This window comes from Vibrio sp. 1402 (assembly GCF_033340275.1).
Map to the genome: position 1 here is coordinate 326,990 of NZ_JAWOWE010000006.1, position 20,614 is coordinate 347,603.

The following is a 20,614-nucleotide window of genomic DNA, read 5'->3' on the forward strand; positions in this document are numbered from 1 at the left end:
TTACCTTATTTCGAATCAAACGAGGAAGACAGAATGGCAACTGTAACTGCTGCTCTAGTTAAAGAACTTCGCGAGCGTACTGGCGCTGGCATGATGGAATGTAAGAAAGCGCTTGTAGAAGCAAACGCTGACATCGAACTAGCAATTGAAAACATGCGTAAATCTGGCGCAGCGAAAGCAGCTAAGAAAGCTGGTAACGTTGCAGCTGAAGGCGCAATCATCATCAAAGAAGAAAACGGCGTTGCTGTTCTTCTTGAAGTTAACTGCCAAACTGACTTCGTTGCTAAAGACGGTAACTTCACTGCATTCGCAGAAGAAGTTGCAGCTGCAGCTCTAGCTTCAAAAGCTTCTGTTGAAGAACTACAAGCACAATTCGAAGACGCACGTGTAGCTCTAGTAGCTAAAATCGGTGAAAACATCACTATCCGTCGCGTAGAATACGTTCAAGGCACTGCAATCGCTTCTTACCGTCACGGTGAGAAAATCGGTGTTGTTGTTGCTGGTGAAGGCGACGCAGAAACTCTTAAGCACGTTGCAATGCACGTTGCTGCTTCTAAGCCAGAGTTCGTTAACCCAGAAGACGTACCAGCTGACGTAGTAGAAAAAGAGAAAGCGGTTCAAGTTGAAATCGCAATGAACGAAGGCAAGCCTGCTGAAATCGCTGAGAAGATGGTTGTTGGCCGCATGAAGAAATTCACTGGCGAGATCTCTCTAACAGGTCAAGCTTTCATCATGGAGCCTAAGAAAACTGTAGGCGAAATGCTGAAAGAAAAAGGCGCTTCAGTTTCTACGTTCGTTCGCCTAGAAGTAGGTGAAGGTATCGAGAAGAAAGAAGAAATGAGCTTCGCTGAAGAAGTTGCAGCAGCTCAAAAAGGTTAATCCTTAGAGACTGTATAAAGATTAGACCGTAGCCAAGGCTGCGGTCTTTTTATGAGCAGTGAACGATTAGCCGTGATGAATAGCCATAACTGAAGTTGTGTCTATTCATGACTGTTAATCAACAACTCTCTTTGGAAGGTAAACTCCATGACTACGAACCCTAAACCAGCGTATCAACGTATTCTATTAAAACTGAGTGGTGAAGCTCTTCAAGGTGAAGACGGTTTTGGTATTGATCCTGCGGTCCTTGATCGTATGGCACAAGAAGTTAAAGAACTGGTTGAACTGGGTGTTCAGGTTGGTGTAGTTATCGGTGGCGGTAACTTGTTCCGTGGTGCAGGCCTAGCTGAAGCTGGTATGAACCGCGTAGTTGGTGACCACATGGGTATGCTTGCTACAGTAATGAATGGCCTAGCGATGCGTGATGCTCTTCACCGTGCATACGTAAATGCGCGCGTTATGTCTGCAATCCCTCTAAAAGGCGTATGTGACGACTATAATTGGGCTGATGCGATCCGTGAGCTTCGCCAAGGCCGAGTTGTCATCTTCTCTGCTGGTACTGGTAACCCGTTCTTTACAACGGATTCTGCTGCTTGTTTACGTGGTATCGAAATTGAAGCGGATGTCGTACTAAAAGCGACGAAAGTTGATGGTGTATTTACTGCTGACCCTGTAGCAAACCCAGACGCAGAGCTGTATGATAAGCTATCTTATGCAGAAGTTCTGGATAAAGAGCTGAAAGTTATGGACTTGGCGGCGTTTACGCTAGCTCGTGACCACAAAATGCCAATCCGCGTATTTAATATGAACAAGCCAGGCGCACTACGTCGCGTGGTAATGGGCGAAGCAGAAGGTACGCTCATCAACGAATAAGCTTGGCTTAAGGTGCCACTCCAAAGCGTTAGGGTGGTGCTTGCTTTGCTCAACCGTTTTAGGCTTTCTTCAGGAAAGATGACATTTTTAAGGTGAAACTGTGATTAACGAAATCAAAAAAGACGCGCAAGAGCGCATGGATAAAAGCGTTGAAGCGCTTAAGAACAACCTTTCTAAAATTCGTACAGGTCGTGCACACCCAAGCCTACTATCTGGTATTTCTGTAGAATACTACGGTGCAGCAACACCTCTAAACCAAGTAGCAAACGTTATTGCTGAAGATGCACGTACACTTGCAATCACGGTTTTTGATAAAGAGCTGACGCCGAAAGTAGAAAAAGCGATCATGACGTCTGACCTTGGTCTAAACCCTATGTCAGCTGGCACTATCATCCGCGTTCCACTTCCACCGCTAACGGAAGAACGTCGTAAAGACCTAGTTAAGATCGTCCGTGGTGAAGCTGAGGGTGGTCGTGTTGCTGTTCGTAACATCCGTCGTGACGCAAACAACGATCTTAAAGCGCTTCTAAAAGATAAAGAAATCTCTGAAGATGAAGACCGTAAAGCACAAGACGAAATTCAAAAGCTAACTGACGTTGCAGTTAAGAAGATCGATGAAGTTCTTGCTGCAAAAGAAAAAGAGTTGATGGAAGTTTAATACTCCCACACACATCACTGTTGGAAAACGCTGTGCTCACAGCTCAGCGTTTTTTTATGTTAGTCTATCCAACTGATGGAACTCAATTAACTCCCTATGCAAAATTCTCAAGCCTTCTCTGATTCCCTTCCTAAGCATATTGCCATCATTATGGACGGTAATGGCCGTTGGGCTAAGTCCAAAGGAAAACCTCGCGTATTTGGTCATAAAAAAGGCGTTAGTGCCGTTCGTAAGACCGTGGCTGCTGCTTCAAAACTAGGCATTAGAGCCATGACGCTGTTTGCTTTTAGTAGTGAAAACTGGCGTCGTCCGGAGGAAGAAGTGGGTCTTTTGATGGAACTGTTTATCACGGTCCTGTCTAGTGAAGTAAAAAAACTACACAAAAATAACTTACGGTTGCGCGTGATCGGTGATACCAGTCGATTTAGTGAGCGTCTACAAAAGAAAATTGTAGAAGCAGAAAACCTAACGGCAGATAACACGGGTATGGTGATCAACATTGCAGCCAACTATGGCGGTAAATGGGACATCACAGAAGCTGCTAAAACGTTAGCGCTAAAAGCACGTAACGGTGAAATTCGTGTAGAGGATATCAATGAGCAGCTAATCAGTGAGCATTTGACCATGGCAGACCTACCGGAAGTGGATCTTTTAATTCGCACCAGTGGAGAGTGCCGCATCAGCAACTTTATGTTGTGGCAAATGGCTTATGCAGAAATGTACTTTACACCAGAGTACTGGCCAGAATTCGATGAAGACAGTTTGGTAGAAGCTGTGACTTGGTTTATCAACCGAGAACGTCGTTTTGGCTGTACAGGTGAACAAATAAAGGCATTGATGGCAGCTCAATAAGGACTAGTTAGTTTGAAACAGAGAATAATAACAGCACTAATTTTAGCTCCCCTGGTTATTTTAGGCATTTTTAAATTACCGCTAATGGGCTTTATTGCCGCTTTAACTGCAATAACGCTATTAGGTTTTTGGGAGTGGACTCAGTTTACAGGAAGCAACTCTCGCATTGCTGCCCTTGTGCCGGCAATCATTATTACCGGACTTAGTTTTCTATACATCTCGCCTGATGCATATAGTCTCAATCACTTAACGACACCTCATTATGTCGTCTTGGGTATTGGTTTTGTTTGGTGGATTATTGCTAGCTTAATGGCGATTACTTACCCCAAAACGACGAAATCTTGGCAAAGTAATTTTGTTTTACGTCATGTATTTGGTTTTCTGACATTAATCCCATTCCTTTGGAGTGTGATTATTCTCAGAGCGTATGACATCACTGTAGATCCATACCACGGCGCAAAGCTTGTGTTGTACGTTTGTTTCTTGGTATGGGCTGCAGATAGCGGCGCCTACTTTGCAGGCAAAAGCTTAGGCAAACGTAAGATGGCTCCTCATGTAAGCCCCAATAAAACTATTGAAGGGCTAATTGGTGGCATTATCACGGCATTAATCGTAGCGTGGGCATTTGCTGATTGGTTCGACATCCAGTTCACTAGCCCTGTCCATATGGTGCTGATTACGCTAGTGACTGTCGTTATTTCAGTGCTTGGTGATCTGGTTGAAAGTATGTTCAAACGTGTCTCAGGCATTAAAGACAGCAGTAACATTATCCCAGGGCACGGTGGTGTGCTAGATCGTATCGACAGCCTAACCGCAGCATTCCCAGTTTTTGCTCTTCTTTACTACGTATTCTAATTTATCAGGAGCGGCGTCGTCGCTCCTGAGCTTTCTAACGGTCTTACAACATGCAAAAGTTAACGATTCTTGGTGCTACTGGATCAATTGGTGCAAGCACGCTTAAAGTGGTCGAACAAAACCCAGATCTGTTTTCTGTCGTTGCCTTAGCGGCAAGCACTAACGTTGAAAAGATGATCGGTCTATGTCGTCAGTGGCAACCTAAGTATGCGGTCATGGCAGATAAAGCTGCGGCATCTCAACTTCAAGCTGAGCTACACTCGGTTTCACCAAGTACCGAAGTGCTAGGTGGTGTTGATGCGCTATGCCATATTGCTTCGCTGGACGAGGTCGACAGTGTAATGGCTGCTATTGTAGGAGCAGCCGGCTTATTGCCTACTATGGCTGCCGTGAAAGCAGGTAAGCGAGTCTTGTTGGCAAATAAAGAAGCACTTGTAATGTCAGGCCAGCTATTTATTGATGCTGTAGAAGAATTTGGCGCAGAGCTACTTCCCGTCGACAGTGAACACAACGCCATTTTCCAATGTTTACCACAGCAAGTACAAACCAATCTAGGTCGTTGCAATTTACAAGAACATGGCATTTCTCATATTTTGTTGACTGGATCTGGTGGTCCTTTCCGTTACACTGACATCGCAGAACTGGAGCAGGTGACACCCGCGCAGGCGATTGCTCATCCAAACTGGTCGATGGGGCCAAAAATTTCTGTTGATTCTGCCACGATGATGAACAAAGGCCTTGAGTATATCGAAGCTAAGTGGCTATTTAATGCTGCTCGCGAACAACTGAAGGTGGTTATTCATCCTCAATCGGTAATTCATTCTATGGTTCAGTATCGTGATGGTTCGGTCTTGGCACAAATGGGAGAAGCGGATATGGCGACGCCAATTGCGCTCACCATGTCATACCCGTCAAGAGTGGAAGCTGGGGTTAAGCCGCTAGACTTCACGAAAGTTGGTGAGCTGACGTTTTTGCAGCCTGATTTTGCTCGTTACCCGTGTTTAAAACTCGCAATTGATGCCTGTTATGAAGGTCAACACGCAACAACAGCATTGAACGCAGCTAATGAAGTCGCTGTTGATGCATTTTTAAATAACAGACTAGGTTTTACCGATATTGCTCGCATCAATGAGTCTGTGTTGAATAAAATCAACGCAAGCTGCAAAGCTGAGAATGCGAATAGCTTGGAAAGCTTGCTCGAGCTAGATAGAATGGCACGAACTATTGCCCTAGAAACCATACGCGAGCGTAGCTGATGACTGGTATATTGTGGAATCTCATTTCTTTTATCGTCGCACTGGGCATTCTTGTTGCCGTGCACGAATTTGGGCATTTTTGGGTTGCTCGCCGTTGCGGCGTTAAAGTTGAAAAGTTTTCAATCGGTTTCGGCAAGTCTATTTGGAGTAAAGTAGGCAAAGACGGAACGGAGTTCAGCATCTCAATGATCCCTCTCGGCGGCTATGTGAAAATGGTTGATAGCCGTGTCGATGAGGTGCCGGAACATGAGAAGCACCTAGCGTTTGATAAGAAGCCGTTATGGAAGCGAACCTCTATTGTTGCGGCTGGCCCCATCTTTAATTTTCTTTTCGCAATTTTTGCCTATTGGCTGGTATTTCTAATTGGTATCCCGGCTGTTAAGCCTGTAATTGGTGAAGTTACGCCCAATTCGATTGTTGCGGAAGCTGGAATTGAATCTGGAATGGAACTTAAATCGATATCTGGTATCAAAACTCCGGATTGGGAATCAGTAAATATGGGATTGATTTCTCATATTGGCGATGATTTGATGACGGTAACACTAACGTCAGCGAATGAAGTTGGTTCAGAAGTAACGAAAACGCTCGATTTACGTGAGTGGAAGTTCGACCCAGAAACTCAGTCAGCGATGCAGTCGTTAGGTTTTGCTCCGTATACACCGGAGGTGTATCGAGTTATCGAGCAGGTCTCGCAAGGTGGAGCGGCGGAAAAAGCCGGTGTGCTTCCAGGTGATGAGGTTGTCGCAATTGGTCAACAACGCGTAACCGAATGGAAGCAAGTGGTTGAAGCGGTTCGTTCTAATCCTGATACACCGCTTGAATTGACGGTGTTACGTCAGGGTTATGAGCAAACATTGACGCTGACGCCCGGTAGCCGTGAGCTAGCTAACAAAGAAGTCGTTGGTTTTGCAGGTATTGCACCTAAAGTCGCAGAATGGCCAGAAAGTTATCGCTTCGATCTTCAGTTTGGTGTATTCGAGTCAATAGGTAAAGCAGTAGACAAAACTGGCCAAGTCATTGGTTTGACAATCAGCATGCTTAAGAAGCTGATTGTTGGAGACGTTGGTCTGAATAATCTGAGTGGACCAATATCAATAGCCAAAGGCGCAGGCGCGACAGCAGATTATGGTTTGGTCTACTTTTTAGGTTTTCTCGCTCTAATTAGTGTTAACCTAGGTATTATTAACCTCGTTCCTTTACCAATGTTGGATGGCGGTCATTTGTTGTTTTTTGCAATTGAAGCAGTCATTCGACGTCCTGTTCCTGAGAAAGTGCAGGAAATGGGCTTTAGAATTGGTGGTGCGATTATCTTCTCGCTCATGGCGTTAGCGCTATTTAATGATTTTACTCGTCTGTGATAGTTCAGAGACAAAAGCAGTAGCAAGGAATAATTAGAACAAGTATGGCGATTAAGCGAATTCTATTTGCAAGTTTACTGGCGACCAGTGTATCTGCAAATGGAGCAGAGAACTTCGTAGTTCAAGATATTGAAATCGATGGATTGCAGCGTGTAGCACTGGGTGCTGCATTGTTGAAAATGCCTGTACGTGTCGGTGATACCATTGGCCAAGGCGATGTTGCAGAAATTATCCGCGCCCTGTATGCATCTGGTAACTTTGAAGATGTGAAAGTGTTGCGTGACGGTGGTGTTCTGATGGTTCAAGTCAAAGAACGTCCTACCATTGCAAGCATCTCTTTTTCAGGTAACAAAGCAATCAAGGACGAGCAGCTACAAGAAAACCTGAACGCGTCTGGCGTTCGTGAAGGTGAAGCGCTTGACCGCACCACGCTAAGCAACATTGAAAAAGGCTTAGAAGACTTTTACTACAGCGTAGGTAAATACAACGCAACAGTAAAAGCGGTGGTTACTCCACTACCACGTAATCGTTCTGATCTTAAGTTTGTCTTTACTGAAGGTGTGTCGGCAAAAATTCAGCAAATCAACTTTATCGGTAATGAAGTGTTCAGTGATGAAGAGCTGCTTTCGCGCTTTAACTTAAATGTTGATGTGCCGTGGTGGAATTTCCTTTCTGATGAAAAGTATCAAAAGCAAGTTCTTGCAGGTGATATTGAAGCACTCAAATCATTCTACCTAGATCGTGGTTACTTAAAATTTAACGTTGATTCGACACAAGTTGCAATCTCTCCTGACAAGAAAGGGGTATACATTACTCTTGGTCTAGAAGAGGGCGAGGTTTACACCGTTAAGAACGTGAAGTTCCGTGGTGATTTGATTGGCGAGGAAGCGACGTTCGAAAGACTTGTGCCATTTGAAGACAATGAGACATACAACGGCTCGTTGGTTACTTCAATGGAAGAAGGGATTAAGCGTGTGCTTGGTGAGTCCGGTTATGCTTATCCTCAAGTGAATACCATTCCAGAGTTTGACGACGAGAATCAAGAAGTTTCTTTGGTCGTTAACGTAGAACCGGGTAACCGAATTTATGTTCGTGACATTCGCTTCACGGGTAATAACTCAACCAAAGATGAAGTCCTTCGTCGTGAAATGCGTCAGATGGAAGGCAGTTGGTTGAACTCGAAATCGATTGAAACGGGTAAAACTCGTCTAAATCGTTTGGGCTACTTTGAAAATGTTGAAGTACAGACGGTTCGAGTTCCTGGTAGTGATGATCAAGTTGACCTAGTTTACTCTGTCAAAGAAGCGAACTCTGGTAGCGTTAACTTCGGTGTTGGCTACGGCACAGAATCGGGTGTGAGCTTCCAGGTTGGCCTGCAACAAGATAACTTCATTGGTAGTGGTAACCGTGTTGGTATCAACGCGATGATGAATGACTACCAGAAAAACATCAGTCTAGATTACCGTGATCCGTACTGGAACTTAGACGGTGTAAGCTTAGGTGGTAAGGTTTTCTATAACGAATTTGAAGCGAAAGAAGCCAATATCGTTGACTATACCAACGAAAGCTATGGCGCGAGCTTAACGTGGGGTTTCCCATTCGATGAGTTGAACCGTTTTGAATTCGGTGTCGGTTATACGCACAACAAGATCGGTAACTTATCGCCTTACTTACAGGTAGAGCAGTTCTTACGAGCACAAGCAGACAACATTGATTCTAGTGGAGCGTTGAACACAAACGACTTCGACTTCAATATCTCTTGGACACGTAATAACTTAAACCGTGGCTACTTCCCTACGGCAGGTAACCATCAGCGTGCATTCTATAAAATGACCGTACCTGGCTCTGACGTTCAATACTTCAAAATGCAGTACGATGTTCGTCAGTATGTGCCATTGACTAAAAAGCACGAGTTTACCCTCTTGTTCCGTGGCCGCTTAGGTTACGGTAATGGTTACGGTCAAACGGATGGCAACGATAACTTGTTCCCATTCTACGAAAACTACTACGCAGGTGGCTTTACATCGCTTCGTGGCTTTGGCTCAAACTCTGTTGGTCCTAAAGCGGTTTACCGTGATACATCTGGTTCAAACAATGGCGCAGATACAGCAACAGATGACTCTGTTGGTGGTAACGCCGTAGCGCTAGCAAGTGTTGAGTTGATTGTCCCAACACCATTTGCATCAGAAGAAGTACAAAACCAAATTCGTACCAGTATCTTCTTTGATATGGCAAGTGTTTGGGATACGGAGTTTGACTACCGCGATTCAGGTGCGGAATATGGTGACCGTTACTACTACGATTACTCAGATCCAACCAACTACCGCTCTTCTTACGGTGCGGCGTTGCAGTGGATGTCTCCAATGGGGCCACTAGTATTCTCACTAGCGAAACCAATTAAGAAATTTGATGGCGATGATGAAGAGTTCTTCACATTCACTATCGGTAGAACTTTCTAAAGAGGAAAATATTTTGAATAAAATGATCAAAGCGGCTGGGATTGGCCTTCTTGTACTGAGCTCTTCAATGTTTGCAAATGCGGCAGAAGCTGCACAAAAAATTGCTTATGTAAATACAGCTCAAGTTTTCCAAGCTCTTCCTCAACGTGAAGTTGTACTACAAAAAATGCAGAAAGACTTCAAAAGCAAAGCTGATGAACTGAAGTCAATCCAAGCACAAGCTAAAACAAAGATTGAGAAGCTACAACGTGACGGCGAGCTTTTGGGTCAAGACGACGTTGAAAAGCTACGTATCGATATCGCGAAGCTAGACAGCGAGTACAAAGTGAAAGCACAAGCACTTGAAAAAGCAAGTGCGCGTCGTGAAGCTGAAGAAAAAGCGAAGCTTTTCAAAACGATTCAAGATGCAGTTAAGAAAGTCGCAGACAAAAATGGTTACGATCTTGTGATTGATATCTCTGCTTTGCAGTACGGCAAGCCAGAATACAATATCTCTGAAGACGTAATTAAAGCTCTAAAATAAGAAGTTATGAAGACATTAACATTAGCCGAATTGGCGACAATTACCGGGGGTGAACTGTTTGGTGACGAGTCTCTCGTTGTAAGCCGTGTTGCCCCAATGGATAAAGCACAAGAAGGTGATGTAACCTTCTTGTCTAACCCAAAATACGCAAAACACCTTTCTGAGTGCCAAGCTACCGTTGTTATGGTAAAGGCTGAGCATAAAGATCAATGCGTTGGAAATGCGTTAGTGGTTTCAGACCCTTATGTCGCATTTGCTCGTGTGGTTCAAGCGATGGATACCACACCAAAGCCGGCAAACGATATTGCACCAAGTGCTGTGATTGCCGCTGACGTTAAGATGGGTGAGAACGTTACAATCGGTGCTAACGCTGTGATTGAAACGGGCGTAGAACTCGGCGATAACGTAAGCGTTGGAGCTGGTTGTTTTATCGGTAAGAACGCCAAGCTAGGGAATAACACCAAGCTTTGGGCTAATGTCACTATCTATCATGAAGTGTCATTGGGTGATGACTGTCTCGTTCAATCGGGTACCGTCATTGGCTCTGATGGCTTCGGTTATGCGAATGACAAAGGCGAGTGGATCAAAATTCCTCAGCTTGGTTCAGTGCGTATCGGTAACCGCGTTGAGATTGGTGCTTGTACTACGATTGACCGCGGTGCACTCGAAGATACTATCATTGAAGACAATGTCATTCTGGATAACCAACTTCAAATCGCGCACAACGTGCAGATCGGATATGGTACCGTGATGCCTGGTGGTACTATTGTCGCGGGCAGTACAAAAATTGGTAAGTACTGCCAGATTGGCGGCGCGTCTGTTCTGAATGGCCATATCACTATCGCAGATGGTGTGGCTATTACAGGTATGGGCATGGTAATGCGCAGTATCGAAGAAAAAGGCCTTTACTCATCAGGTATCCCACTACAAACGAACAGAGAGTGGCGTAAGACCGCGACTCGAGTTCACCGTATTGATGAGATGAATAAGCGCCTAAAAGCGGTTGAAAAACAGCTGGAACAGAAAGAAGAAATTTAGAACAAGTTATCTTTCGCTCTGTATTTAACACGAAGGCTAACAAGCTCTAGTTCCATATTCTGTAAGAAGACTCGCGAAATGCGGGTCTTTTTCTTCTATAATGACGCGCTCTAAGTAGATTTAACTCCAAGATGGTGCGTATTTTGCTAGTATATTGCAAAGCGATTCGGCTTTACGACCTGTTGCCACGTTTGCCATCTTGGCGGCAAAAAATTGATATAGGAAGACGACTTTGACTACTGAAAAGAAAACGATGAACATCTCTGAAATTCAAGAGCTACTACCTCATCGCTACCCATTCTTATTGATCGACCGAGTGATAGACTTCCAAGAAGAGAAGTACCTTCACGCGATTAAAAACGTGTCGGTTAACGAACCTCAGTTCACAGGTCACTTTCCTCAACTACCAGTATTCCCAGGTGTTTTGATTTTAGAAGCAATGGCTCAGGCAACAGGCTTACTTGCATTTAAATCATTTGGTGCACCAACAGAAAATGAACTGTACTACTTTGCAAGCGTAGACGGCGCGAAATTCCGTAAACCAGTGGTTCCGGGCGACCAATTGGTTATTGAGGTAGAATTTCTGAAAGAACGTCGCGGCATTGCTGCATTTAGCGGTGTAGCAAAAGTTGACGGTGAAGTGGTATGTTCTGCAGAACTGAAGTGTGCTCGTCGAGAGTTTTAATATGATTCATGAAACCGCTAAAATCCACCCGGCAGCGGTGGTAGAAGAGGGCGCCAAAATTGGTGCTAACGTAACAGTAGGTCCTTTTACGTACATCACCTCTACGGTTGAAATTGGTGAAGGCACAGAAGTGATGTCTCACGTTGTGATCAAAGGTCACACAACTATTGGCAAAGATAACCGTATTTTCCCACATGCTGTCATTGGTGAAGAAAACCAAGACAAAAAATACGGTGGTGAAGACACAACTGTGGTTATCGGTGACCGTAACGTCATTCGTGAAGCGGTCCAAGTTCACCGCGGCACAGTGCAAGACAAAGCAACCACGATCATTGGTGATGACAACTTATTGTGTGTGAATGCACACGTTGCGCATGATGTTGTTATTGGTAACCACACTCATATCGGTAATAACTCGATTCTTGGTGGTCACGTTACTGTTGATGACTATGCCGGTGTGATGGCACTGTCTGCGATTCATCCGTTTTGTACAGTGGGCGCTTACGCATACATTGGCGGCTGTTCAGCTGTGGTGCAAGATGTCCCAGCTTATGTACTCGCGCAAGGTAACCACGCTACTCCATTCGGCTTGAACCTTGTTGGCTTGAAGCGTAATGGCTTTGAGAAACCAGAGATTCGTGCGCTACAAAAAGCGTATAAAGAAATCTACCGTTCAGGTAAGACGCTAGAAGAAGTGAAGCCTATTCTAGCTGAAATGGCTCAAGAGTGGCCGGCTGTGAAGCGTTTCTCAGATATTCTGGAAACGACGGAACGTGGCATTATTCGTTAATTGGCGAATGAACCAATAAATAAAAAGATCGTGACCGAATTTGAGGTTACGATCTTTTTGTGTTTTATGGATAAGGCAAACCGTTATCCATAGCGCACAGGAAAAATAGCGAAGTAGATATGGAAAGACCATTACGTATTGGCATCATTGCCGGAGAATTGTCTGGCGATACGCTAGGTGAAGGCTTTATCAAAGCAGTAAAGCAACAATATCCAGACGCAGAGTTCGTAGGCATTGGTGGTCCGAAAATGATAGCCCAAGGTTGCGAGTCTCTGTTTGATATGGAAGAGCTTGCGGTGATGGGATTAGTCGAGGTTTTAGGCCGCTTACCGAGACTTCTTAAAGTGAAAGCTGAGCTCGTTCAGTATTTTACTCAGAATCCGCCTGATGTTTTCATCGGGATCGATGCTCCTGACTTCAACTTACGCCTGGAGCTTGACCTCAAGCAAGCGGGCATTAAAACCGTTCATTACGTGAGTCCGTCTGTTTGGGCTTGGCGTCAGAAGCGCATCTTTAAAATAGAAGCGGCAACGAACTTGGTGCTAGCATTTCTTCCGTTTGAGAAAGCGTTCTACGACAAATTTAATGTACCTTGCGAGTTCATTGGTCATACCTTGGCTGATGCCATCCCACTAGAATCAGAACAAGCGCCTGCACGTGAGTTGCTTGGTTTAGAACAAGATAAAAAGTGGCTTGCTGTCCTGCCAGGCAGTCGTGGTAGCGAGTTAAAAATGCTCTCAGAGCCATTTATTGAAACCTGCAAGTTACTCCATAAAAAATTTCCAGAACTGGGGTTTGTTGTCGCGCTTGTTAATCAAAAACGCCGTGAGCAGTTTGAACAAGCATGGAAAGAGCTAGCGCCAGAGTTGGACTTCAAGTTAGTTGATGATACCGCACGCAACGTCATCACCGCATCCGATGCTGTGATGTTGGCCTCCGGTACCGTAGCGTTGGAGTGTATGCTTCTCAAGCGTCCAATGGTGGTGGGTTATCGTGTGAATGCATTTACTGCTTTCTTAGCTAAACGTCTATTGAAAACGAAGTATGTTTCATTGCCGAATATCTTGGCGGATGATGAGCTCGTCAAAGAATATCTACAAGATGAGTGCACACCAGACAATTTGTTTACTGAGGTTTCTCGCTTATTGGAAAGCGACAATAAACCGATGTTAGATAAGTTTACGGAAATGCATCATTGGATCCGTAAAGATGCGGATCAACAAGCCGCAAACGCGGTTCTAAAACTGATTGAAAAATAGAGATTTATCATGGCTGTTAAACCAAAAGCGACCAAAACCAAAGTTGAACTCCCTCCGTTTGAATATCCGCAAGGTTACCAGCTTGTGGCCGGAGTCGACGAGGTCGGACGTGGCCCTTTGGTGGGAGACGTCGTCACCGCTGCGGTTATCCTTGATCCTAACAATCCTATCGAAGGGTTGAACGATTCGAAAAAATTGACCGAAAAGAAACGCATGGCGTTGCTTCCTGAAATCAAAGAAAAAGCATTGGCGTGGGCGGTCGGGCGTTGTTCTCCTGAAGAAATTGATCAACTGAATATTTTACAGGCGACTATGGTTGCGATGCAGCGTGCAGTGGCGGGGTTACAGGTTCAACCTGATTTGGTGTTGATTGATGGTAACCGTTGTCCGGAGCTGCCAATGGATGCTCAAGCTGTAGTAAAAGGCGATCTACGTGTTGCCGAAATCAGTGCGGCTTCAATTATTGCCAAAGTCGTGCGTGACCAAGAGATGGAAGAGTTGGATAAACTTCATCCACAATTTGGCTTCGCGAAGCACAAAGGTTACCCAACTAAAGCGCACTTTGAAGCGATTGAGCAACACGGAGTGATCAGTGAACACCGCAAGAGTTTCAAGCCAGTAAAAAAAGCGTTAGGCATAGAATAATCAAACGATCTAATTGTTGTTATAAACCCAACCTCTTTAGGTTAGAATCCCCAACAAAATAGAGTTACACGGTACCTGTTAATGTCAGATCCCAAATTCATCCACCTGCGTGTTCATAGTGACTTCTCGATGGTGGATGGCCTCAACAAAGTTCCGCCAATCGTAAAGAAAGTTGCTGAGCTCGGTATGCCCGCAATGGCGTTGACCGACTTTACCAACCTATGTGGTTTGGTGAAGTTTTACGGTACGGCGCATGGCAGTGGTGTTAAACCGATCATCGGTGCTGACTTTAAAATGCAGTCGGACGAGTTTGGTGAAGAGCTGACTCAAGTGACTTTGCTTGCGGCGGATAATGTGGGTTATAAGAACCTGACGTTATTGATATCAAAAGCGTACTTACGTGGACATGTTCAACACCACCCTGTGATTGATAAAGCCTGGTTGGCTGAAATGTCTGAAGGCTTGATTGTATTATCCGGCGGTAAAAGCGGGGAAATTGGTCGCGGCCTTTTGAAAGGCAACCGTCAAATAGTGCAGGGGTGTGTTGATTTTTATAAACAGCATTTTCCAGATCGCTTTTATCTTGAGCTACTTCGTACCGGTCGTCCAGATGAAGAAACTTATCTTCACTTTGCGGTTGAATTGGCAGAGCAGCAAGACTTGCCAGTAGTGGCGACCAATGAAGTTGTATTCCTGAGTCCAGACCTATTTGATGCTCATGATATACGCGTAGCGATTCACGATGGTTACACATTAGAAGATCCGCGTAGGCCAAAAAACTACAGTCCGCAGCAATATCTTCGTACAGAAGAAGAAATGTGTGAGCTGTTTGCTGATATTCCTGAAGCGTTAGAAAACAGTGTCGAGATAGCGAAGCGTTGTAACGTGACTGTGCGCTTAGGTGAGTACTTCCTACCAGCTTTCCCAACCGAAGGGATGAAAGAAACTGAGTTCCTAGTCATGAAATCCCGAGAGGGGTTGGAAGAGCGTTTAGAGTTCCTATTTCCAGATGAGGAAGAGAGAAAACGTCGCCGCCCTGAATATGATGAACGTCTTCAGATAGAGCTAGATGTTATCAACCAAATGGGATTTCCTGGTTACTTCTTGATCGTAATGGAGTTCATCCAGTGGTCAAAAGATAATGGAATTCCTGTCGGTCCTGGACGTGGTTCCGGTGCTGGTTCTTTGGTGGCTTACGCACTAAAAATCACCGATCTGGATCCACTAGAATACGACTTGCTGTTCGAACGTTTCTTGAACCCAGAACGTGTTTCGATGCCCGATTTCGACGTCGATTTCTGTATGGATAAACGTGACCAGGTTATTGACCACGTTGCGGAAATGTACGGTCGTGACGCGGTGTCTCAGATCATCACGTTTGGTACCATGGCGGCAAAAGCGGTAATCCGTGACGTTGGCCGCGTATTGGGCCACCCATTTGGTTTTGTTGATCGTATTTCAAAGCTGATCCCGCCCGATCCAGGTATGACGCTAGATAAAGCGTTTAAAGCTGAACCTGCACTACCTGAATTGTATGAGGCCGATGAGGAAGTTAAAGAACTCATCGACATGTGTCATATTTTGGAAGGCTGTACGCGAAACGCCGGTAAACACGCTGGTGGTGTTGTAATTTCACCTACAACAATTACCGATTTTGCGCCAATTTATGCAGACGCTGAAGGTCACTTTCCGGTTACTCAATTTGATAAAAACGATGTTGAGACCGCTGGCCTAGTTAAGTTTGACTTCTTAGGTTTACGTACCTTAACCATTATTGACTGGGCGTTAGGGCTGATTAACCCACGCCTAGAGCGAGAAGGGAAAGAACCGGTTCAAATTGAATCCATACCGTTAGAAGACCCTGCCTCTTTCCGTTTGTTGCAAAACTCTGAAACGACAGCAGTATTCCAGCTTGAATCTCGAGGCATGAAAGAGCTGATCAAACGACTTCAGCCAGACTGTTTCGAAGACATTATCGCATTGGTAGCACTCTTCCGTCCGGGTCCTTTGCAATCGGGCATGGTAGATAACTTTATCGACCGTAAACATGGTCGAGAAGCGATCTCTTATCCAGATGAAAAGTGGCAACACGAGTCGCTAAAAGAGACGCTTGATCCAACCTACGGCATCATCCTGTACCAAGAGCAGGTAATGCAGATTGCGCAGATCTTAGCGGGTTATACGCTAGGTGGTGCGGACATGCTTCGTCGTGCAATGGGTAAGAAAAAGCCAGAAGAGATGGCAAAACAACGTGCTATCTTTGAAGAAGGTGCGATAAAGAACGGTATCGATGGCGAGTTGGCGATGAAAATCTTCGACTTGGTAGAGAAGTTCGCCGGTTATGGTTTTAACAAATCGCACTCTGCTGCTTATGCATTGGTTTCTTATCAAACTCTTTGGCTGAAAACACATTATCCTGCCGAATTTATGGCTGCGGTAATGACAGCCGATATGGATAACACGGAAAAAGTCGTTGGCTTGGTCGATGAGTGTTTCCGTATGAAGCTTACCGTGCTGCCACCAGACATCAACTCTGGCCTATATCGCTTTAATGTTGATGAAAATGGCGCAATTGTTTACGGTATTGGTGCGATAAAAGGGGTTGGTGAGGGCCCTATCGATGCGATTCTTGAGGCGAGAAATAAAGGTGGTCACTTTAAAGACCTATTTGATTTCTGTGCTCGAGTTGATCTAAAACGTGTCAATAAACGAGTGATAGAGAAGCTGATTTACGCGGGCGCGTTGGATCGACTAGGCCCACACCGCGCGGCGATGATGGCGTCACTCAATGATGCGGTAAAAGCAGCAAGTCAACATCACCAAGCTGAGGCGTTTGGTCAAACGGATATGTTTGGTGTGCTAACGGATGCACCTGAAGAAGTAGAGCATAAGTATACGCAGGTTCCGCCTTGGCCAGAAAAAGTGTGGTTAGAGGGCGAGCGTGATACCCTAGGTCTATATTTGACAGGGCACCCAATTAACGCCTACGTAAAGGAACTAAACAAATACACCAGTTGTCGACTAAAAGACGCAACGCCCACTCGCCGCGATCAATCTGTCACGGTAGCCGGCCTGGTTATTGCCGCTCGTGTAATGACGACCAAGCGTGGTACACGAATTGGTATTATGACACTGGATGACCGAAGTGGCCGCATGGAAGTGATGTTGTTCTCAGATGCGCTGGATCGATACGCTGAACTTCTCGAAAAAGACAGAATTTTGGTCGTTTCTGGACAGGTCAGCTTTGATGACTTCAACGGTGGCCTTAAAATGTCGGCGCGTGAAGTTATGGATCTCGGCAGTGCGCGCGAGAAATACGCTCGTGGTTTGTCGGTATCGATAGATGCAAATCAGATCAACGATCAGTTTTTTGAGCAGTTCAGCCGTATTTTAGAACCGCACAAAGCCGGAACCGTACCCGTCAATGTATACTACCAGCGTGCCGACGCCAGAGCGCGGTTAACATTGGGCACCGAGTGGCGAGTTACGCCAAGTGATACATTACTCGACGATTTAAAACAGTTGCTTGGCAAAAGCCAGGTAGAACTCGAATTTAACTAAAAATTCAGCGCAATATGTTAGACGCTGAGTAAACAAGGATTCATAGATGAGCCTAAACTTTCTTGAATTTGAAAAGCCAATTGCAGAACTAGAAGCGAAAATTGAAGCATTACGTGATGTCTCTCGTCACGGTGGTGATTCTGCGATTGACCTGGATAAAGAAATCGAACAGCTTGAGAAGAAAAGCTTAGAGCTGAAGAAAAAAACCTTCAGTGACCTAGGTGCATGGGAAACAGCTCAACTGGCTCGTCACCCACTACGTCCTTACACGCTGGATTACATCCAACACGCTTTTGAGGAGTTTGATGAATTAGCCGGTGACCGCGCGTTTGCAGACGACAAAGCGATTGTGGGTGGTATGGCTCGCCTTGAAGGCCGCCCTGTGATGATCATTGGTCACCAAAAAGGTCGTGAGACCAAAGAAAAGGTGAAACGTAACTTTGGTATGCCGAAACCAGAAGGCTACCGTAAGGCTCTACGCTTGATGGAAATGGCAGAGCGTTTCAACATGCCGATCATCACATTTATTGACACGGCTGGTGCATACCCAGGTGTGGGCGCAGAAGAGCGTGGTCAATCTGAAGCTATCGCGAAAAACCTAAAAGTGATGTCTGGTCTTAAAGTGCCAGTAATCTGTAACGTTGTTGGTGAAGGCGGTTCTGGTGGTGCTCTAGCAATCGGTGTAGGCGACTACGTGAACATGCTTCAGTACTCTACGTACTCAGTAATTTCTCCTGAGGGTTGTGCTTCAATCTTATGGCGTGATTCAGACAAAGCGCCACAAGCGGCAGAGGCAATGGGTCTAACTGCTCCTCGTCTTAAAGAGCTTGAACTGATCGACGAAATCATTGAAGAGCCACTAGGTGGCGCTCATCGCGATCATGTTCAAATGGCAGCGAATATGAAAGCAACACTACTTCGTCAGCTAGAAGATCTAGAACAATTGGATGAAGAGACGCTACGTGAACGTCGTTACCAGCGCCTAATGAGCTACGGTTACTGTTAATTTCGGTGATTGCTATTAAGCGTTAGCTGATATCTCAAGTGATAACAGTTAAAATAGAAAGGGTTGGATGAGAGTCCAGCCCTTTTTTGTACCTATCGGATCGCTTATGGAATCGCTTTACCTGCATTTTGCTCAAGTTCTCGGCCGCTACTATCAATCAGGCACTAAGGTTGTCTTGGCGTTTAGCGGAGGAGTGGATTCACGTCTTTTACTCGAATTACTCAGTCGCTATCAACAAGCGCATTCGATAGAGTGCCACGCCGTATATGTGCACCATGGTTTGAGCTCGAATGCCGATGATTGGGCTGATAAATGCCTACTGTGGGCAAAACAAGTGGGGATATCATGCTCGATTGAGCGAGTGAGCTTAGACATCAGCAATGGTGAAAGTATTGAACTTCTTGCTCGTGAAGCTCGCTATCAAGCCTTAACTAAGTACGTTCAAGAAGGCGATATACTGTTGACCGGCCAACATGCTGATGATCAACTAGAGACTTTTCTCCTTGCTCTTAAGCGAGGCAGCGGGCCAAAAGGGTTATCTTCGATGGCGGAGAGTATGCCGTTTTCTTGCGGATCTCTAGTTCGACCATTGCTTACTATCAAGCGGAAGACCATCGAAGAAGCCGCTACTAAATTAGGCTTGGAGTGGGTGGAAGACGAAAGCAATCAAGATACCCGTTATGATCGTAACTTTCTTCGTCATTGTGTTATTCCTGAATTGTCTGGTCGCTGGCCGAGTATCCATCAAGCGGTTCAGCGCAGTGCAAGTTTATGTGCTCAACAAGAAGCGCTATTGGATGAACTATTGAGCGCGGTGTTTGAACGCGCTTTACAAACGGATCTAAGTTTGAGTATTGAAGAACTGGCTAAGCACAGTGGATTAGCGCGTGCGCGCTTGATTCGTATGTGGCTGGCTAAGCTTAATACTAGTATGCCGACTCAGGTACAACTCAATCTTATCTGGAATGAAGTCGCATTAGCTCAGCAAGATGCCAACCCCAAACTACAACTTAAACAAGGTGAAGTGCGCCGTTTTCGAAATCGTCTCTATTGGGTAACGGAAACGGCTGATGTCACTAAGTGGCAAAGTACGATTCAAGTTGATGCGACTTTGTCGCTGCCTGAGGGACTCGGGGAGCTGACCTTAACGACGAGTTCTAGTAACGCAACGATTGCGCTACCGAGTCAGCCAGAATTGCTTCGCGTGACCTTCAATCCGGAAGGCTTATCAGCGCATCCAACCACGCGTAATCACAGTCGAAAACTGAAGAAGTTATTCCAAGAATACAATGTGCCAAGCTGGCTGCGTCGTCAAATTCCGATTTTAATGTACCAAGACCGAGTCGTTGCTGTGGCAGATCTGTTCGTTGATCAGGCGTTTAATGGTCAAGATTGTGAACTTATTTGGCGCAGGTAATGAAAATTCATGCCACAATGTCGATTATAAAATATAAAAATCCTTAAATAATAATTGATTAGGTGAAGCAATGAAGAAAACAATCATGGGTGCAATGGTGGCGTTAACCATGTTCAGTGGGCAGGCTCTAGCTGCGGGAGATGCTGCAGCAGGTCAAGCAAAGTCGGGAGTATGCGCGGCGTGTCATGGCGCTGATGGTATTGCTGTCATTCCGGGTTACCCAAATCTGAAAGGGCAAAATGAGCAATATATTATCAGTTCAATTAAAGCTTATAAAAATAAAGAGCGAACAGGTGGGCTTGCTGCTGTGATGCAAGCTCAAGCTTCATTGTTGTCTGATGAAGATATCGCTAACCTAGCGGCTTACTACGCAAGTTTGAAGTAAACGCGAGTCTGAAAAAGCTTGGACGATTGGGCATTGAGCAGTCCTCATTGGGTTTTATCAACTCACGATATTCGCTATGTTAATTTGCTCAGCCTGGATTTTCGCTGGTGGATCA

The 20,614-nt window shown here is 45.2% G+C and carries 18 protein-coding genes; all 18 read left to right on the forward strand.

Going from position 1 to position 20,614, the window contains the following annotated elements:
- Positions 1 to 33 precede the first annotated feature (33 nt).
- The 18 genes from tsf to R7044_RS14390 all read left to right on the forward strand — a co-directional run bounded on the left by tsf (position 34) and on the right by R7044_RS14390 (position 20,499).
- Positions 34 to 879: a translation elongation factor Ts gene (tsf, locus tag R7044_RS14305; RefSeq protein ID WP_005380328.1), complete on the forward strand. Its 846-nt coding sequence runs from the start codon at positions 34 to 36 to the stop codon at positions 877 to 879.
- A 147-nt stretch (positions 880 to 1,026) separates the two neighbouring features.
- Positions 1,027 to 1,752 (forward strand): UMP kinase, encoded by a 726-nt coding sequence (pyrH, locus tag R7044_RS14310; protein ID WP_005380329.1) that lies wholly within the window; start codon positions 1,027 to 1,029, stop codon positions 1,750 to 1,752.
- 100 nt (positions 1,753 to 1,852) lie between these two features.
- Positions 1,853 to 2,410 (forward strand): ribosome recycling factor, encoded by a 558-nt coding sequence (frr, locus tag R7044_RS14315; RefSeq protein WP_005380330.1) that lies wholly within the window; start codon positions 1,853 to 1,855, stop codon positions 2,408 to 2,410.
- A 96-nt stretch (positions 2,411 to 2,506) separates the two neighbouring features.
- On the forward strand, positions 2,507 to 3,262 hold the full coding sequence (locus R7044_RS14320) for an isoprenyl transferase (RefSeq protein WP_064377181.1): 756 nt from the start codon (positions 2,507 to 2,509) through the stop codon (positions 3,260 to 3,262).
- A 12-nt stretch (positions 3,263 to 3,274) separates the two neighbouring features.
- Complete coding sequence (locus R7044_RS14325; protein WP_005385351.1) at positions 3,275 to 4,117, forward strand: phosphatidate cytidylyltransferase; 843 nt, start codon at positions 3,275 to 3,277, stop codon at positions 4,115 to 4,117.
- A gap of 50 nt (positions 4,118 to 4,167) precedes the next feature.
- Positions 4,168 to 5,373, forward strand: a complete 1,206-nt coding sequence (gene ispC / locus R7044_RS14330; RefSeq protein ID WP_054574847.1) for a 1-deoxy-D-xylulose-5-phosphate reductoisomerase — start codon at positions 4,168 to 4,170, stop codon at positions 5,371 to 5,373.
- Positions 5,373 to 6,731 (forward strand): sigma E protease regulator RseP, encoded by a 1,359-nt coding sequence (gene rseP / locus R7044_RS14335; protein ID WP_064377176.1) that lies wholly within the window; start codon positions 5,373 to 5,375, stop codon positions 6,729 to 6,731. The genes ispC and rseP overlap by 1 nt, the downstream gene beginning before the upstream one ends.
- A gap of 44 nt (positions 6,732 to 6,775) precedes the next feature.
- Positions 6,776 to 9,190, forward strand: a complete 2,415-nt coding sequence (bamA, locus tag R7044_RS14340; protein WP_158174124.1) for an outer membrane protein assembly factor BamA — start codon at positions 6,776 to 6,778, stop codon at positions 9,188 to 9,190.
- A gap of 13 nt (positions 9,191 to 9,203) precedes the next feature.
- Positions 9,204 to 9,713, forward strand: coding sequence for an OmpH family outer membrane protein (locus R7044_RS14345; RefSeq protein WP_199266740.1), 510 nt, complete (start codon positions 9,204 to 9,206; stop codon positions 9,711 to 9,713).
- A 6-nt stretch (positions 9,714 to 9,719) separates the two neighbouring features.
- Entirely contained in the window at positions 9,720 to 10,751 is a 1,032-nt protein-coding gene (lpxD, locus tag R7044_RS14350) for a UDP-3-O-(3-hydroxymyristoyl)glucosamine N-acyltransferase (protein WP_042521415.1), read from the forward strand.
- Positions 10,752 to 10,983: 232 nt separating this feature from the next.
- Positions 10,984 to 11,436: a 3-hydroxyacyl-ACP dehydratase FabZ gene (fabZ, locus tag R7044_RS14355; RefSeq protein WP_005380349.1), complete on the forward strand. Its 453-nt coding sequence runs from the start codon at positions 10,984 to 10,986 to the stop codon at positions 11,434 to 11,436.
- A 1-nt stretch (position 11,437) separates the two neighbouring features.
- Positions 11,438 to 12,226, forward strand: a complete 789-nt coding sequence (lpxA, locus tag R7044_RS14360) for an acyl-ACP--UDP-N-acetylglucosamine O-acyltransferase (protein WP_005380357.1) — start codon at positions 11,438 to 11,440, stop codon at positions 12,224 to 12,226.
- A 119-nt stretch (positions 12,227 to 12,345) separates the two neighbouring features.
- Positions 12,346 to 13,485, forward strand: a complete 1,140-nt coding sequence (lpxB, locus tag R7044_RS14365; RefSeq protein ID WP_017636041.1) for a lipid-A-disaccharide synthase — start codon at positions 12,346 to 12,348, stop codon at positions 13,483 to 13,485.
- A gap of 9 nt (positions 13,486 to 13,494) precedes the next feature.
- Positions 13,495 to 14,130 carry a ribonuclease HII gene (gene rnhB, locus R7044_RS14370; RefSeq protein ID WP_005380361.1) on the forward strand — a complete coding sequence of 212 codons (636 nt, stop codon included), beginning with the start codon at positions 13,495 to 13,497 and terminating at the stop codon, positions 14,128 to 14,130.
- A gap of 81 nt (positions 14,131 to 14,211) precedes the next feature.
- Positions 14,212 to 17,691 carry a DNA polymerase III subunit alpha gene (gene dnaE / locus R7044_RS14375; RefSeq protein WP_205390978.1) on the forward strand — a complete coding sequence of 1,160 codons (3,480 nt, stop codon included), beginning with the start codon at positions 14,212 to 14,214 and terminating at the stop codon, positions 17,689 to 17,691.
- A 46-nt stretch (positions 17,692 to 17,737) separates the two neighbouring features.
- On the forward strand, positions 17,738 to 18,697 hold the full coding sequence (gene accA / locus R7044_RS14380; protein WP_005380365.1) for an acetyl-CoA carboxylase carboxyl transferase subunit alpha: 960 nt from the start codon (positions 17,738 to 17,740) through the stop codon (positions 18,695 to 18,697).
- A 106-nt stretch (positions 18,698 to 18,803) separates the two neighbouring features.
- A complete protein-coding gene (tilS, locus tag R7044_RS14385) occupies positions 18,804 to 20,114 on the forward strand; it encodes a tRNA lysidine(34) synthetase TilS (protein ID WP_205390977.1) in 1,311 nt (436 codons plus the stop codon).
- A 70-nt stretch (positions 20,115 to 20,184) separates the two neighbouring features.
- A complete protein-coding gene (locus tag R7044_RS14390; RefSeq protein WP_017636043.1) occupies positions 20,185 to 20,499 on the forward strand; it encodes a c-type cytochrome in 315 nt (104 codons plus the stop codon).
- Positions 20,500 to 20,614: the final 115 nt, after the last annotated feature.